A 16,056-nucleotide genomic window follows, 5' to 3' on the forward strand; every position below is an offset into this window, starting at 1 on the left:
TGTTAGCTTGCTATTATTGCACTCTTTCTAAAGCCATTTTTAAATCAGATTTAACGTTTTCAGGAACGTTTTTATCTGCGATCATTTCGTTTGCCTTTAGCTTAAACTTAGCAAAGTCTTTAGTTTTAATATATAAAATTGCTTTAACCAAATCTTTCATAAAGGCTTTGGACAAATCGTCTCCAGATAGTTTTATGGCATCTAGCTTTGCAAATAAGGGCTCTATTTTACCCAATTCGGCAAACCTTGGGCCCATATTCATAAACGCATTACACAATTGATCAAAATTAACTTTGGTAGGTGTATGGTCTATCATTACATTAAATTCAACCAGTGCTTCGTCTGTTTTAGCATTGTCTAAAGCAAATTGTGTTTTAAAATATTGAGTAATAAAAAATGCTTTCTCTGGTATAAATTCCTTCAAAACCACATTCATTTTATCATAATCAACTTGGTCTGCTTCTGGATCTTGTACTTCTTCTGATAAAGCATAGGCCATAGTTAAACTCACCAATCGCTCGTCAAATTCTGCCTCGCTAAACTTACCAGATTTAAGGATTAGCTCTTTATTTGCTTTAAAATACCTAAGCTCCTTTATATTTTGCAAGCCAGATACATGCAACATTACCAATTCGATCAAATCATTATTGGCTAAGATATTTGGCTGCTTAGCTAGGTAGTCGCTAATGATTTGATCCGCCTCTTCATCTTCAAAATCTCCAGCCATTGCCGCAAATTTTAAAAACTGTTCGCTATTTAAACTTAAAGCATCTTTTTTTAAGGTATAATACTGAGATGTAGCTTCTTTAGCTGTTTGCCCTAATTTAACAAAATCTGCTGCGGGTTTGTAACCGATACCTTTATGTAGCATTGCGCCATCGGCATTAATAAAAAGTAAATAAGGATATGCAGTTACAGCATATTTTGTTGCTAACATCGGCCCTTCGCCTTTTTCCATATCGTATTTAACGTTTATGAAATTTGCGTTGTAATAATCTGCGGCAGCTTTATCTGTATAAACTTCGCTATCCATTTGCTTGCAAGGCCCGCACCACGTGGCATAAGCATCTAAAAAAATGATTTTATTTTCCTTTTTTGCTTTCTCCAAAACAGTACTCCAAGCCGGATTATCTAAAAAGTTAATTTCGGCATTTGCTGTAACTGCGAATAATAAAATACAAATTATAAAAGCAAATTTTTTCATGTTTTAAGGGGTTTGCGCTTCGGCAGTTTCTACATTTATTCCAACATCACTAACACCAACTAGCGGGTTATCACGCATATTTTGCTCAATTTCAATTTCATATTTACCAGGTTTCGCAAAGCGATAGTTAGTTAATAATGTAAAATTATTGCTGTAGATATCCCCAGATCCTTTCCCGAACCATTCTCCATTGGGTTTTGCTATTTTAAATTGGTATCGAGTGCTTTTTTTTAAACCATTGCCTTTAACATGAGCTAATACAAATAAGTTCGCATAGCGATAATCTGCCGTGTGGCGAAGCTTAAAATAGATGTTGTAAGATTGATTGATATCTTTAATCTCTACAACAGCCTTCGCAGTTTTAGCATAAGTCCAATTGTTATCGGCAACAGCTTCATTGGTATCAATAAGGCTGTTATTATTACAACTGGCTAATGTTAACATCATCGCTAAAACTGTTAAAAAGCACTTTAATTTATTCATTTGGCTTTGGAGCTGACGAGTCAGTATTTTTATTTTTATTCCGATTTTTATTCCGGTTCCTATTGTTTCTGTTGCCTTGCTTTGGTGCCGAACCCTGTGGTTTTTCGCCACCTTCTAAAGCCGGTTTTTGAGCATTAGGGTTAGGTTTTGGCTGCTGATTTGGATTAACATTCGGCTTCGCTTGTACTACATTTGGCTGATTAGGTTTTTGACCTTGTTGCTTTGCTACAGCTGGTTTAGCCTGGCTGTTTGGTTTGGCTTGTTGCGGCTGCTGATTTGGGTTTGTAGGCTTTGGACCACGGTTTTGATTGCGATCGTTCCTCTGGTTCGGATTAGCAGTTTTGTTGTTCGGATTATTACCTTTATTTCGGTTATTGTTGTTGTTACGGCTTCTTGATCTTTCATCTAATCTTGTTAAACTATCCTGACCAACAACATTTTCGTAATCATGTACTTTTTCTACTATAGCAGTGGTTTTTAGCTCAACTGCTTCATCTTTAAGATTTACAGGTTTTTCGCCTTTTTTGTTCATCGCCATAATTTCTTTTACGCGATCAACCTTTAGCGGGATCCAATCTTCTTGATTGGCATAACTAAACCACATTAATTTTTTGAAAATATCGGTTTTTTGATGACGAGCAACCCCAACTTCTGTTTGCAAAGATTCGATACGATCTGGAATATCTTTCAACGCGTCTAAATAGGTATCTAACTCATAATTTAAACAACATTTTAACTTACCACATTGTCCGGCGAGTTTTAATGTATTTAAGGAAAGGTTTTGGTAACGAGCCGCAGCTGTAGAAACTGTTTTAAAATTAGTTAACCATGTAGAGCAGCACAACTCTCTACCACATGAACCAATACCACCTAAACGACCAGCTTCTTGACGCATCCCGATTTGGCGCATCTCAATTCTGATACGGAAAGTTTCAGCCATTTTTTTAATCAGCTCCCTAAAATCAACCCTACCTTCTGCTGTATAAAAAAATGTCGCTTTTGTTTTATCGCCTTGGTAATCTACATCACTAATTTTCATCGATAAACGTAAATCTAATGCTAAAGTACGGGCTTTATGCATGGTTTCCCATTCCATATCTTTAGCCAATTTCCATTTATCAACATCAGCTTCTGTAGCCTTACGGTAAATTTTACGCGTAACTTGATCTAGTGGTGTTTTGCGGCGCTTCATTTGCATACGCACCAACTCGCCTGTTAAAGATATGTGGCCAATATCATAACCACCAGTTGCACCTTCAACGGCCACCAATTCACCTATTTCGAGGTAAATGTTATCGTTATTTAAAAAAAATTCTTTTCTAGCGCCTTTAAATTTTACTTCAACTACTTGAAAAGGTATATAATTAGATGGCATATCCAAATTCGATAGCCAATCATGAACTTCCATTTTTTGGCATCCGCCAGTAAGACATGAGCCATTACTTTTGCAGCCAGAGGGGGCACAACCGCCTCCTGTTGAACAACTTCCACATCCCATATTAATTGTATATATATTGAGTCCCCTTGGGGAGCGTTTTAAACTTAATTATTTTAACTAATTGTAAAGATACATCTAAAAACAGAATTTTCGGATTCGCATTCCTTTCAATGTGATAATGCGCTTGCTCCAGTTCGTTAATTAATGCTTCAACCATGGCTAAATTTAACACATGGGTTGATAATTTTTTAGCCACCTCTAAAGTTTGATGTGGCAATTTTACCAAATCATCAGCTCCGCTTAAAAGCAAACTGCATTCGCGTAAAAAGTTGATGCCGTATTTTAAGAAGTTTTTCTGATTTTCTCTTCCCCATTTGGCAACATCGTCTGTAAAATCAATCATTGCCGGCACTTTATTGCCAAAACCCATACGCAACCATTCTGCAAAATGACTAGCATTATTGTTTGGTGTATCTTGTAAAAGTGCTTTGGCAGTAATCAAATTTCCATCGGCCAAAAAGCTATATTCTGTTGCCTGATTTTCTGATAGCTGCGATCGATCAATCAAATAACTTTCAATATCACTATCTGCTAATTTTGGTATTTTAACAATTTGCGTACGCGATAAGATGGTATTTAAAATTTGATCTTGATTTTGAGCCACTAAAATAAACAATGTATTTGCAGGTGGTTCTTCAATAATTTTTAGCAAAGCGTTTCCTTCCTTATCCAAAAACTCTGGCAGCCACATAATCAGCACCTTGGTTGCTGCCTCAAAGGCTTTGTAGCTTAATTTTTTAATAATATCATGGCATTCAGCAATGGGGATGTTAGCTTGCTTATTTTCTGCATTTAGTTTAGAGCGCCAAATATCTAGATCAAAATATGGATCTTCCAATAGCAAACTTCGCCACTCCTCTAAAACATCAACCGCAATTTTAGCATCTTTTGATGCAAAAAATGGATAAGAAAAATGTAAATCTGGGTGTATGTATCTTTCATACTTGCGGCATGAAGAACATTCGCCACAACTATCTGTTGTGGTTTTATTTTGGCAATTAATGTATTGGGCATAGGCAATAGCCAGCGGTAATGCGCCACTTCCTTCTGCAGACAAAAATAATTGTGCATGACTAACCCTGTTTTCTACAACGGTTTGTATCAAGTGTTTTTTTAAATTCTCCTGTCCGATAATCTCTTTAAACTGCATTGGTGCAAAATAAGAAATAGATGCGAGATGTTAGATAGGAGATTTAAGAAAATAGGTTATGTAGATATGAGCGTTGTGTAAAGAAGTATTTTTTGAAAAGCAGGGTTCGGTTTTTCATCGGTTGCGAAAGTCCTGCTTTGCGTTTTACTTCGTCCCAACCTAAAGGTCGGGACTACGTGCTCACTCCAATCAGGTTTGGGTTACTTGGGTAAACCTAAATAAACTAGACCCGACAAAAGCGAGAAAGCCCGCAACCCAATTTTAATTGGGTAAGGAGTTGAAGCGATGGCGGGACTGCTGTAAACCAAAAGCACTGATTTTGCTCTTCAAATAATAATTGCATTTTTAACTTTACTCAGTATCGGCTAACTATCAAAACTCACTATTTTAAAAATCTTATCTTTGCCAAATGGCTCGTATCCTTGCTTTTGATTATGGTACTAAACGTATCGGCATTGCCGTAACCGATCCTTTGCAAATTATAGCAACCGGATTAGATACAATTCACCCAAAAGATGCTTTAGATTTTTTGAAAAAATACTTGGCTACAGAGCAGGTAGAGGCATTTGTAATTGGCGACCCCATACAAATGGACGGCACGCCATCAGAATCTAAACAGCATGCAAAAGGCTTTGCAACAACTTTAAAAAAGAATTTCCCTGGCATTCCTATCCATTGGATTGATGAAAGATATACCTCTAAATTGGCTGAGCGAACCATTATGCAAAGCGGTTTAAAAAAGAATGATAGGAAAGACAAAGGAAGGGTTGACACTATTGCAGCCACTATAATTTTGCAATATTTTATGGAACAACACCGTTTATAAGCACAATGATTAGCGACGAACTACAAGATTTATTGTTACAATATTGCGAACCAGAAACTGATTTGCTAAAACATATTGATAGAGAAACCAACCTTAAAGTATTGTTGCCGCGTATGTTAAGTGGCCACTACCAAGGTAGAGTGTTGAGTATGCTCAGTAAAATGAATAATCCTAAAAGGATATTAGAAATTGGCACTTTTACGGGTTATGCAACCTTGTGTTTGGCAGAAGGTTTAACGAATGATGGTATTATTTATACGTTAGATAGTAATGCAGAGCTAGAAGATATGGTTCGCACCAATTTTGCAAAATCTGAATTAAACGATAAAATAAAATACATTATTGGCGATGCACAGGAGGGTATTAAATCTTTAAAAGATGAAGTTTTTGATCTGGTGTTTATTGATGCAGATAAAAAAAACAATGGCACCTATTACGATTTGATTTTCGAACAGGTAAAACCTGGTGGAATAATTATTGTAGACAACGTGCTTTGGAGCGGCAAAGTATTAAGTAAAGCGCAAGACAAAGACACCAAAAACATTAGCTCTTTTAATGATCAAATTGCAGCAGATAACAGAGTTGAAAAATTGATTTTGCCGGTAAGAGATGGGCTTTTTGTGATCAGGAAAAAATAATTCAGTTAGCAATTGTCAGTTGACAGTTTTATTCAGCTTATAACCAACAATTGGACAATAAAACAATTTAACAATGAAAAAAATATTTACTTTTTGCTTACTTCTTTTAATGCTTTCGAAAGTTAAAGCGCAAAGCACAGAAGACTATATTGCTGATCACTCAGATCATGCTCAAAAATTGATGCGTGAACATGATATTCCGGCAAGTATTATTCTGGCTGTAGCTATCCATGAATCTGCAGCTGGCAAAAGCAAAATTGCACAACATTTAAACAACCATTTTGGCATTAAAGGTCCAAATAGCAATACCGAAATTCGCTCTGCTTATCGTGATTATCCAGATGCAGATTCATCCTACAATCACTTCATTTCTTTTTTACAGAGTAGAACTTATTTTGATGTTTTGTTTGACAAATATGACCAATACGATTATAAAAATTGGGCAAGAGGAATACAGCGGGGTGGTTATGCAGCAAGTAGAAGTTGGGCATCGCAAGTAATTGCTTTAATTAATAAATATGAGCTTTATGAATATGACGAAAGGCCAGATGATTATTTAGAAGAGGTAATTCCCGCCGTAGAAGTTGAAACCAAAAGAAGCACTGCGCTTAAGAAAAAATCATCTGCCAGCAAAAAGATTTATATTGTAAAAAAGGGAGATAACCTGAATAAAATTGCTGAAAGAAACCGGACAACATCAGCTTTGCTTATGAAAAAGAATAATTTAAGATCAGCTTTGCTACAACCCGGACAAAAACTGAAATTGTGAAATCATCAATACAAATGATAAACAATATAACCTGATTGACAATTAAGATTATAATGAAGAAAACGATACTTTTTACTGCCGTAGCTTTGCTTTTTTTAAGCGCTTGTAAATCGAGACAGTATAGTCGCAACAACAAGCAAATTGAGAAAGCGGCGACTAAAGAAAATCCTAATTTTAATACTTACACTACCATCACTTATATTGATGCTTTTAAGGCTGTAGCAATAGAAGAAATGAATAAATATGGGATTCCGGCAAGTATTACTTTGGCGCAAGGTATTTTGGAATCTGATAAAGGAAATAGCAGCTTAGCTAAATACGCCAATAATCACTTTGGGATTAAATGTACCTCAGATTGGAAAGGCAGAGCATATTATAAAGACGACGACAAGAACAACGATTGTTTTAGAGTGTATAAAGATGCCAGAGAATCATATAAAGATCATTCTGAATTTTTAAAACGCAAGCGTTACAGTTTTTTATTTGAGCTTGATAAAAACGACTATAAAAACTGGGCAATCGGCTTAAAAACTGCTGGTTATGCAACCAACCCGAAATATCCAGATCTGCTGATTGGTATTATTGAAAGGTATCAACTTAACCAATATGATTCTCCAGAATCTGAAAATGAAAAAATAGCAAGAGAAGATAGGGTTTTTACAGAAATCAATGCTAATATTCCTATAGAAAAAAAGAAATTTACTCCTGTTGCAGTTGCACCGAAAGATCCGCCAAGTAATGGTAATGCTGTTTTATCTACAGATAAATATTACACTGTTAAACAAGGTGATACTTTATTTAAAATCTCGCAATTGTATAAAATTACCGTTGATGAGCTCAAAGAACTCAATAAAATGACCGATAATAATATCAAAATTGGACAAAAACTATTGGTAGTTAAATAATGTTAAGATAGCTTACGTTTAATTTGTTAAATTGTAGTTTTGCTTTGCAAATGAAATTTTTGTTGATCTTTCTTTTTTCCACCTTGTGTATTGCACCGCTGTTTGCGCAAAATAAAGCTGTGCAAGGCTTTGTTATTGACAAGGAAAGTAAGTTAAGATTAGCTAAAGTTTATATCTATAATCCGGCAACTGATGAAGGATTATACAACAATACCAAAGGTGAGTTTACTACAAATGCAAAAGTTGGTGACACTTTATTTGCTGCACTAAGTGGTTACGGCATGGATACCGTGATTTACAAAGGACAAAGTGCCATTATTTTTCAGTTAAGAGCATTGGTTATTAAACTTAAAGAAGTTAAAATTTTTGGTAAACAACCCACACCTGCTGAACAATATTCTAAAAAACTGCAAGAATATAAATATGCATTAGATAAAGGCAGTTCAAAAGATTTACTAAACATTGGGCCACGTGGCGCTGGTTTAGGCATAGATGCTATTTACAATTTGTTAAGTAGATCGGGTAAAAATGCAAGGCATTTAAAAGCGATTTTAGAGAAAGACTATCGCGAGTCGATTATTGATTATCGCTTTAGACCAGATTATGTTAAAGGAATAATTGGCGTTGGCGAGCCAGAACTTAGTGATTTTATGTTTCAGTATAGGCCAACTTATCAATTGGTATTAACCGCTTCAGATTATGCTTTTGTACAATTTGTAAGAAATAGTTATGCTTCTTACAAAAGAAACCCTGCAATGTTTAGGTTGCCAAAATTACCAACGGTTAATGTGCCTAACTTAAGTTTAGAAAATTAATGCAGTTTTGGGTTATCATCATACCAAAATTATCTGCCAATGCAATGGCAATTTTTCCGTTTATTTTATTGAGAGATAAATCCCAACAAAACGACAAAGTATTAATTAATCACGAAAGAATACATCTTAGACAGCAGTTAGAATTGCTTATAATTCCTTTTTATTTTTTATATGTAATTAACTACTTGTTTAACCGTTTAAAATACAAAAACCATTACCAAGCGTATCTAAATATTAGCTTTGAAAAAGAAGCATATCGCTTTGAAAATGACCAATATTATTTGTCGAAACGAAAATGGTATAACTGGATAAATTTTTATTCCGCGTAATTTTTGTTTTTATTTGTAATACAAATGAAAAACCTATTATTCCCTTTTTTAATATCAATTATCTTTTCTGCGAATATCTTTGCTCAAGAAGTTGATACCATTCCGATACCCACTAAAGATTTAGATATTAAGTTAAAACGCAGTCCCTTACCCTCACGAATGGGTGTTTTACAATTTAAACCAGTGCCTTTAAAACCAGCTTTAGTTGATGCCAAAATTAACTACTGGAAAACAAAAACTTCTGTAGGCATAAATGTTAACCAAGCCTCGTTTAGTGATAACTGGAATGGCGGTGGTGTAAACTCTTTGGCTATTGGTGGTTTGGTAAATTACAAAGCCGAGTACAGTAAAGAAAGCTATAGTTATGCCAGTGAGGTGATATTGCAATATGGCAAGGTAAAAAACAAAGGACAGCTGCAGAAAAAAACTACCGACCGTATTTATTGGGATAATAAAGCTGCGGTACAACTTTCTAAAAACTGGTATTTTTTCGCATCTATTAACTTCGAATCGCAGTTTGATGATGGTTTTTCTTACAGTAGAGATGCTCAAGGCAATGAAAGAGAAAATTTGTTGTCTAAATTTATGTCGCCAGGTTATTTAACTGAATCATTCGGTTTTGAATACAAACCTTCTAAGTTTTTCTCTACCCGAATTGGTACAGGTACTGCCCGCCAAACTTTTGTTTTAGATACCGCATTGTACAGAACAAATCCGAAAAATTTCGGTGTAGACATTGGTAAAAAAGTTAGAAATGAATTGGCTTTTCAGGTTGTTACCAACTTTGAAAAAGAGATTTTTACAAACGTTACGCTAAAAACCAAATATAATATGTTTATCCCTTATGATAATTTTGGACATATTGACCACAGACTAGACGTTGGCGTTATTGCGAAAATTAACCGCTACATGAACGTTTCTGTTACCGGTGTTGGTTTATATGATAGAGATACAGATTCGAAAATACAGGGCGCACAAACCTTAGCGCTTGGTTTGGTTTTTGCGTTTCCGAGGTAAATCTTTTATGCCTTCTTTTTAATCAAATTTAAGTAATCTATAAAATACAATACCTTAACAGATAAGCTATTGTTCTGTGGACCAGAAACAATGTTGCTAAAATTTCTATTGTAACGTTTGGTTAAAAATTGCTCGTTATTTTCTGCTGCATTTTTGTAAGTTATGCTTAACTCACTACCCGGAGAAAACACCCATGAATAAACCAAATCAATATTAAAAACATTGTAGTTTCTATCGGCATTTTGCAAAGCAGGACCAGTGTAGGCATCTAACCCGCCAGAATTGTTTAATCCGAAAAACTCTTTGTTTCTTCTATCAGACCAGTAGTGTCTTACACCAAGCTGAATTCCCATTCTATTGCTAAAACTGTATTTTGCATCCATGGTGTTTTCTACTGTGTTTCTATCATACCTCGAGAAAACAGATTGTGATCCATTAAATCCAACCCAGTTAACGTAGTTATAACTCGGACTATAATTTAAATCTAATCCAAAAGCTAACCTATCACTTAACCTCAAATTCTGAAAAAAGTAAAAGTTGTAATTTTCCCCATTAAACAATGCTCGCTTAGTTCTAGTTATATTTCCTCCAAAATTGTAGGCCTTTGCTCTGTTGGGATTAACAAAAACACCAATTCTATAGCTTTCTGGCGCTTTAAAAACCTGCCCATTTCTAGCTTCATAAAAATCATTTGCTGGGGCTAAATAATTTGCATTTAACTCTGCAGACCATAGATTTTTAAACTGAACCCACACCCCTGGAAAAACCCCTAAGCTTTGGTAATCACCTGGGTTAAATCTTCTTGAATATTCAACTTCTGTCCATGTTTCAATAGAGTTGTACCATTTACCAGGTTTAAAAACAGTATAACCAAAGTTTAAAGACTGATCAAAAAAGTTGTTATTGGTGTAAAAACCCATGTCAGATGGGTCAAACTTTGTATCGGCAAATTCTTGACCATATCTAAAAGTAAACGAACCACTTTTCTTTCCTAAGCTCAAATCATAACTATAACCATTTCTGTTTTCCTTAACAGGATCAGCTGTTAAATAGCTCATTTTGCCTGCTCCATCAATAAAATAAGTGTTTTTCTTATCGTTAAAATTAAATAGTGTCGCACTTACATTGGCATCGTAAGCACTGCCTTGCCTAAGTACATTGGTATTAATTATACTTACAGAGCTGTTATTTTTTAAGGTTTGGTCTAATACAAAAATATTGTAATTAGTTAATGGCTGACTAACAAATTTACTTCTATTGCCATTCTGATCTTCAACTTCAGTATACATGGTATTGGTAATGGCATTAAAAATACCAATTCCTAAACCTTTGGCTGTTCGTCCAGATATCTTAGTGGCATTTAGCACTTTTCCTTCTTGCGGATCTTTAATTACTTTATCAGTTGCTTTTAACCCACTCTTATCAAAGTAGGATGGAATTGATCCAATCCTTTTAGAATAAAATAAATCACCTTTGTTAAAAAGCTCGGTTCCCTCTGTAAAAAACTGTCTATTCTCGTTAAATTTAACCTCAAAAGGAGTTAAGTTCAACACTCTATAATCACTTTGTACTTGGCCAAAATCTGGTATTAAAGTCATATCAAGCGTAAAACTCTGATTGATGCCATACTTTACATCCATACCGCCATTTATAGTAGCTTGAGCATTTTTTACACCAACAGTATTGTGCGGATAGTGCGTAATTAAACTCGATAGATATGGCGAAAAAGATAAACGTAATGGTGCTTTTATACTCTTTAAACCCTCTAAAACACCACTCTGATTAATAAATCCATTTATTTTTGGATCTACAAAGTTCCAAAATGTTTGTCGGTTAGTGCCTGTGCGTTTTCGCGTTATATTCATGCCCCAATTCTGAATATCTTTACTTGAAAATCGCAATGCTGAATACGGAATTTTAAATTCTGCTGTCCACCCTTTATCGTCAACTATTACTTCGCTATCCCAAACGGCATTCCAGCTAGAATCTTCGCCAGCAATTAAAGAGTATTTCGCGTCGAATTGTACACCTGCAGCCGTAACATAAAATCCATATCCGTTAACACCATCTAAAAAAGTATCAAACACAATTCCAACAAAATCTGCATTACCTATATTGTCTCGGGCTACCAATTCTTTCACAACACTATCTGGCTTATCGTACATTCTTGCCGAAATGTAGATCGCATAATCATCGTATAAAAATTTAATCTCCGTTCTGCCATCCCTAGGCTCTACACGCCCTGGTACTGGTCGCAACTCAATAAAATCTGTTGCAATAGGTGCTGCATTCCAAACTGCATCATTTAAATTGCCATCAATTTTGGGGCTTGTAGTTGTTCTTTGCGCTTGTATTTTTTTCTTGATGGGTGCTTGCGCAAAACTAGTTATCGAAAAAAAAGCACAAAGTATGAGAGGTAAAAAAAGTTTCATTTGTTATGGTTGTAACCATAAGAGTAAGTTTACATTCAAAATGTTGCATCATTAAGAAAAAATATTTTTGTTCAGTTATTTACTTTTTTAATTTTTAGAAAATTAATGTTCAGTTTTGGTGGCGGCCAGCAGTCCCGTTGTTCGCTATATCCCCGATGAAAAATCGGGGGATGCCGCTGCCACCGGGTTTATGAACATGTTCGGTAGCCCGATAGCAACCTGCCCAATGAACAATGCCTTAATTTTTAGCCCCGGTTGCAGCGGTTACCCTGCAGCTAGGAGGCACGACGAAGCGAAGCGTAAGAGCGCAAAACGGGAAGAAATTGTGTTTATTGAACTGCAATTGCGCTTCAAATTTTATCTTATCTTTCTATAAATTATTCATTTACAAAATGATTATCTGCTTTCGCTCAAATTTGATAACTTTGTAGCCTACAAAAAATTACGTAAAAAGCAGTAAAAAGATGTTTGAAAATTTACAGGATAAGCTAGACAGGGCATTTAAAGTTTTAAAAGGACAAGGAAGTATTTCTGAAATTAACGTGGCTGAGACCATGAAAGAGATTAGAAAAGCTTTGTTAGATGCCGACGTAAATTACAAAACAGCTAAAACCTTTACCGACGAAGTAAAAGAAAAAGCATTAGGACAAAATGTACTTACGGCTGTTTCTCCGGGGCAATTGCTAACCAAAATCATGAATGATGAGTTGGCAGCTTTGATGGGCGGAGAGGTTACGGAGCTTGATTTAAAGAACAACCCAACCATTATATTAATTGCAGGTTTAAACGGTGCTGGTAAAACTACTTTTACGGGTAAATTGGCTTTACATTTAAAAAGTAAAGGTAAAAAACCTATTATGGTTGCTGGTGATGTTTACCGCCCAGCGGCAGTAGATCAATTGCAGATTTTAGGTGAGCAAATTGGTGTACCCGTTTACGCCAATACAGTTTCTAAAGATCCAGTTGCTATTGCTTTAGAAGGTATTGCCGAAGGTAAAAAGAACAACAACAACGTAATTATTATTGATACTGCTGGTCGTTTATCTATAGACGAAAGTTTGATGAATGAAATTTCTGAAGTGAAGGCACAAACCAAACCTCACGAAATTTTATTCGTAGTAGATTCGATGACTGGTCAGGATGCGGTAAATACCGCTAAAGTATTTAACGATAGATTAGATTTTACTGGTGTTGTTTTAACCAAATTAGATGGTGATACACGTGGTGGTGCAGCTTTATCAATTAAATCGGTTGTAAGCAAACCGATTAAATTTATTGGTACTGGCGAGAAAATGGAAGCTTTGGATGTTTTCTATCCAGACAGAATGGCTTCGCGTATTTTGGGTATGGGTGATGTTGTTTCGTTAGTAGAAAGAGCGCAACAACAGTTTGATGAGAAGGAAGCAGCCGAATTACAGAAGAAAATCCGCAAGAATAAATTTGATTTTAACGATTTCTACAATCAGATACAGCAAATCAAAAAAATGGGTAACATGAAAGATTTGATGGGCATGATACCTGGAGTTGGTAAGATGATGAAAAACGTTGATATTGATGATGATGCTTTTAAAAATGTGGAAGCGATTATTCAATCGATGACTCCTTTTGAAAAAGAAAACCCTGATAGCATACAGCAAAGTCGCCGTTTAAGAATTGCAAAAGGCTCTGGCAACAAAGTTGAAGAAGTAACTAAGTTGATTAAACAATTTGAGGATATGCGCAAGGTGATGAAACAATTCTCAAATCCTGCGGCAGCAGCTAAAATTATGAAAAATATGCCAAAAATGCCACAAGGCAGAATGTAAGTTTTTATTTAAATCTTATAGATTAAAGGCTTTTAAGAATAATAAATCCCGTTGCAAAATGCTTCGGGATTTTTTTAAACAACAATTTTTAACCACCTAAAGCACCTAAGAAAACCTAAGGTATATTGCTCGTATTTCTACCACTTAAGTGAACTTAGGTTTCTTAGGTGGTAGCGTTTTTTAACCAACTAAGGAACTTGAAAAAACTTTCAGCATGTAACAACTCATCGTTAAAGTCTAAAGTGACCTTAGGTTTCTTAGGTGGTGAATTTTTTAACCACCTAAGGCACCTAAGAAAACCTAAGGTATATTGCTCGTATTTCTACCACTTAAGTGACCTTAGGTTTGTTAGGTGGTAGCGTTTTTTAACCAACTAAGGAACCTGAGATGACCTAGGAATGTAGTTTATTTTTTTAAGAATAAGATGACCTTAGATTTATTGGAGGGTGTAAACACAAAATATGTTTCCAAAATGGAAATAAAATTCCCTAAAAATTAAAGAATTTATCTGCTGGTTTGTATTTTAAAATCAATGCTTTAAATGCATTTTGCTTTGCATACATTTAAGATTATGCTAGTAAAAACCTATGGAAGTGCAGTATATGGTGTTGATGCTTTAACCATCACCATTGAAGTAAGTATTGTTAGTGGCACCAAATATTATGTAGTGGGCTTGCCTGATAATGCGGTTAAAGAAAGTATGTTTCGGGTAGAAAGTGCCATTACCACATCTGGTTATCGTATGCCAAGGCAGCGTATAGTGGTTAACCTTGCCCCAGCTGATATTAGAAAAGAGGGTTCGGCTTACGACTTGCCTATTGCCATTGGTATTTTGGCCGCTTCTGGGCAAATTGAAGTAGATGAATTAGATCAATACTTTCTCATGGGAGAACTTTCTATGGATGGGGGTTTGCAGAGTATTAAAGGTGCTTTACCAACCTCTATACAGGCCAGAAATGATCATTTTAAAGGTTTTATTTTACCAAAAGTAAATTCTCGTGAAGCGGGCATTGTAAACAATGTTTTGGTTTATGGCATGGAAAATTTAAAAGAAGTGATCGACTTTTTTAATGGCAAAAATAAGCCTGAGCCAGTTGTTGTTGATACAAGAGCCGAATTTTCTAACCAAATAAACAGTTATGAACAAGACTTCTCGGATGTTAAAGGTCAGGAGAATATTAAAAGGGCTTTAGAGATTGCTGCAGCTGGTGGTCACAATGTGATAATGATTGGTCCGCCGGGAGCTGGCAAAACCATGCTGGCCAAACGATTACCAACTATTTTACCCCCTTTAAACTTACACGAAGCTTTAGAAAGCACCAAAATATATTCTGTTGCAGGAAAATTGCCAACGGCAAATGCATTGATGACAGAGCGACCTTTTCGATCTCCTCACCATACCATTTCTGATGTTGCTTTGGTAGGTGGGGGCATAAATCCGCAGCCCGGAGAAATCTCTTTAGCACACAATGGTGTGTTATTTTTGGATGAACTGCCGGAATTTAAACGTACCGTTTTAGAGGTAATGCGACAGCCCTTGGAAGATAGAAAAGTAAGCATTTCGAGAGCTCGTTTTTCGGTAGAATATCCATCGAGTTTTATGTTAATTGCTTCGATGAACCCATGCCCTTGTGGCTTTTTTAATCACCCAGAAAAAGAATGCCTTTGCGGACCAGGGATTGTACAAAAATATTTGAGCAAAATTTCGGGACCATTGCTAGATCGAATTGACTTACACGTAGAAGTTACGCCAGTAAATTTTACAGAATTGGCCTCATCCCGCGAAGCGGAAAAAAGCAGCTTGATTAGAGAACGTGTTATGAAAGCAAGAGTTGTGCAAGATAAACGATTTGAAAACAATGATATTTTGCACTTTAATGCGCAAATGAGCCCTAATATGGTTCGCCAAATTTGTGTAATAGACGAAACTGGACAAACTTTAATTAAGCGAGCAATGGAGAAATTGGGCTTATCTGCCAGAGCTTATGATCGCATTTTAAAAGTTGCAAGAACAATTGCAGATTTAGCTGAAAGCGAGAATATTAAACCAGAACATTTAGCTGAGGCGATACATTACAGAAGTTTAGATAGAGAAAGCTGGGGAGGGTAAGTGGGCTTTTGATGGTGTATGGTAGTGAGAGCTATTTGCTTTATGCTGGTGCGAGCTTGTAGCTCGTAATTAAAT

The 16,056-nt window shown here is 35.7% G+C and carries 13 protein-coding genes; 8 read left to right on the forward strand and 5 right to left on the reverse strand.

Features of this window, described 5'->3' with window-relative positions; all coding sequences use genetic code 11:
• Positions 1 to 13: 13 nt before the first annotated feature.
• Genes AC07XU_RS04655 through AC07XU_RS04670 form a run of 4 tightly spaced genes read right to left on the reverse strand, consistent with a single transcriptional unit; the run spans position 14 to position 4,335 of the window.
• Positions 14 to 1,204: a thioredoxin family protein gene (locus tag AC07XU_RS04655; RefSeq protein WP_494942453.1), complete on the reverse strand. Its 1,191-nt coding sequence runs from the start codon at positions 1,202 to 1,204 to the stop codon at positions 14 to 16.
• Between the two features lie 3 nt (positions 1,205 to 1,207).
• Positions 1,208 to 1,687 carry a gliding motility lipoprotein GldH gene (locus AC07XU_RS04660; protein WP_494942454.1) on the reverse strand — a complete coding sequence of 160 codons (480 nt, stop codon included), beginning with the start codon at positions 1,685 to 1,687 and terminating at the stop codon, positions 1,208 to 1,210.
• A complete protein-coding gene (ricT, locus tag AC07XU_RS04665; protein ID WP_494942455.1) occupies positions 1,680 to 3,185 on the reverse strand; it encodes a regulatory iron-sulfur-containing complex subunit RicT in 1,506 nt (501 codons plus the stop codon). Before ricT ends, AC07XU_RS04660 begins: the two co-directional genes overlap by 8 nt.
• 1 nt (position 3,186) lies before the next feature.
• Positions 3,187 to 4,335, reverse strand: coding sequence for a DNA polymerase III subunit (locus AC07XU_RS04670; RefSeq protein ID WP_494942456.1), 1,149 nt, complete (start codon positions 4,333 to 4,335; stop codon positions 3,187 to 3,189).
• 409 nt (positions 4,336 to 4,744) lie between these two features.
• Here AC07XU_RS04670 and ruvX point away from each other — a divergent pair, with 409 nt between their 5' ends.
• The 6 genes from ruvX (at position 4,745) to AC07XU_RS04700 (ending at position 9,634) form a co-directional block, all read left to right on the forward strand.
• Entirely contained in the window at positions 4,745 to 5,161 is a 417-nt protein-coding gene (gene ruvX, locus AC07XU_RS04675; protein ID WP_494942457.1) for a Holliday junction resolvase RuvX, read from the forward strand.
• Positions 5,162 to 5,166: 5 nt separating this feature from the next.
• Positions 5,167 to 5,799, forward strand: coding sequence for an O-methyltransferase (locus tag AC07XU_RS04680; RefSeq protein WP_494942458.1), 633 nt, complete (start codon positions 5,167 to 5,169; stop codon positions 5,797 to 5,799).
• 73 nt (positions 5,800 to 5,872) lie between these two features.
• Positions 5,873 to 6,568, forward strand: a complete 696-nt coding sequence (locus AC07XU_RS04685; RefSeq protein ID WP_494942459.1) for a glucosaminidase domain and LysM peptidoglycan-binding domain-containing protein — start codon at positions 5,873 to 5,875, stop codon at positions 6,566 to 6,568.
• Positions 6,569 to 6,621: 53 nt separating this feature from the next.
• Positions 6,622 to 7,473, forward strand: coding sequence for a glucosaminidase domain-containing protein (locus AC07XU_RS04690; RefSeq protein WP_494942460.1), 852 nt, complete (start codon positions 6,622 to 6,624; stop codon positions 7,471 to 7,473).
• A gap of 62 nt (positions 7,474 to 7,535) precedes the next feature.
• Positions 7,536 to 8,288 carry a hypothetical protein gene (locus AC07XU_RS04695; RefSeq protein WP_494942461.1) on the forward strand — a complete coding sequence of 251 codons (753 nt, stop codon included), beginning with the start codon at positions 7,536 to 7,538 and terminating at the stop codon, positions 8,286 to 8,288.
• A gap of 353 nt (positions 8,289 to 8,641) precedes the next feature.
• On the forward strand, positions 8,642 to 9,634 hold the full coding sequence (locus AC07XU_RS04700; protein ID WP_494942462.1) for a DUF3078 domain-containing protein: 993 nt from the start codon (positions 8,642 to 8,644) through the stop codon (positions 9,632 to 9,634).
• A gap of 5 nt (positions 9,635 to 9,639) precedes the next feature.
• On the opposite strand, the gene AC07XU_RS04705 is transcribed toward AC07XU_RS04700, so the two are convergent.
• The gene (locus AC07XU_RS04705; RefSeq protein ID WP_494942463.1) at positions 9,640 to 12,066 is read right to left on the reverse strand and encodes a DUF5916 domain-containing protein; all 2,427 of its coding nucleotides are present in this window, start codon (positions 12,064 to 12,066) and stop codon (positions 9,640 to 9,642) included.
• 464 nt (positions 12,067 to 12,530) lie between these two features.
• Here AC07XU_RS04705 and ffh point away from each other — a divergent pair, with 464 nt between their 5' ends.
• Together ffh and AC07XU_RS04715 are read left to right on the forward strand one after the other, a co-directional pair.
• Positions 12,531 to 13,871 (forward strand): signal recognition particle protein, encoded by a 1,341-nt coding sequence (ffh, locus tag AC07XU_RS04710; protein ID WP_494942464.1) that lies wholly within the window; start codon positions 12,531 to 12,533, stop codon positions 13,869 to 13,871.
• 571 nt (positions 13,872 to 14,442) lie between these two features.
• Positions 14,443 to 15,981, forward strand: a complete 1,539-nt coding sequence (locus AC07XU_RS04715) for a YifB family Mg chelatase-like AAA ATPase (RefSeq protein ID WP_494942465.1) — start codon at positions 14,443 to 14,445, stop codon at positions 15,979 to 15,981.
• Positions 15,982 to 16,056: the final 75 nt, after the last annotated feature.

The sequence above is a fragment of the Pedobacter sp. GW456-11-11-14-TSB4 genome (assembly GCF_059424425.1).

Coding starts and splice junctions, on each gene's coding strand:
- AC07XU_RS04655 (WP_494942453.1), bottom strand. CDS start 1,204: ATGAAAAAATTTGCTTTTATAATTTGTATTTTATTATTCGCAGTTACA.
- AC07XU_RS04660 (WP_494942454.1), bottom strand. CDS start 1,687: ATGAATAAATTAAAGTGCTTTTTAACAGTTTTAGCGATGATGTTAACA.
- ricT (WP_494942455.1), bottom strand. CDS start 3,185: ATGGGATGTGGAAGTTGTTCAACAGGAGGCGGTTGTGCCCCCTCTGGC.
- AC07XU_RS04670 (WP_494942456.1), bottom strand. CDS start 4,335: ATGCAGTTTAAAGAGATTATCGGACAGGAGAATTTAAAAAAACACTTG.
- ruvX (WP_494942457.1), top strand. CDS start 4,745: ATGGCTCGTATCCTTGCTTTTGATTATGGTACTAAACGTATCGGCATT.
- AC07XU_RS04680 (WP_494942458.1), top strand. CDS start 5,167: ATGATTAGCGACGAACTACAAGATTTATTGTTACAATATTGCGAACCA.
- AC07XU_RS04685 (WP_494942459.1), top strand. CDS start 5,873: ATGAAAAAAATATTTACTTTTTGCTTACTTCTTTTAATGCTTTCGAAA.
- AC07XU_RS04690 (WP_494942460.1), top strand. CDS start 6,622: ATGAAGAAAACGATACTTTTTACTGCCGTAGCTTTGCTTTTTTTAAGC.
- AC07XU_RS04700 (WP_494942462.1), top strand. CDS start 8,642: ATGAAAAACCTATTATTCCCTTTTTTAATATCAATTATCTTTTCTGCG.
- AC07XU_RS04705 (WP_494942463.1), bottom strand. CDS start 12,066: ATGAAACTTTTTTTACCTCTCATACTTTGTGCTTTTTTTTCGATAACT.
- ffh (WP_494942464.1), top strand. CDS start 12,531: ATGTTTGAAAATTTACAGGATAAGCTAGACAGGGCATTTAAAGTTTTA.
- AC07XU_RS04715 (WP_494942465.1), top strand. CDS start 14,443: ATGCTAGTAAAAACCTATGGAAGTGCAGTATATGGTGTTGATGCTTTA.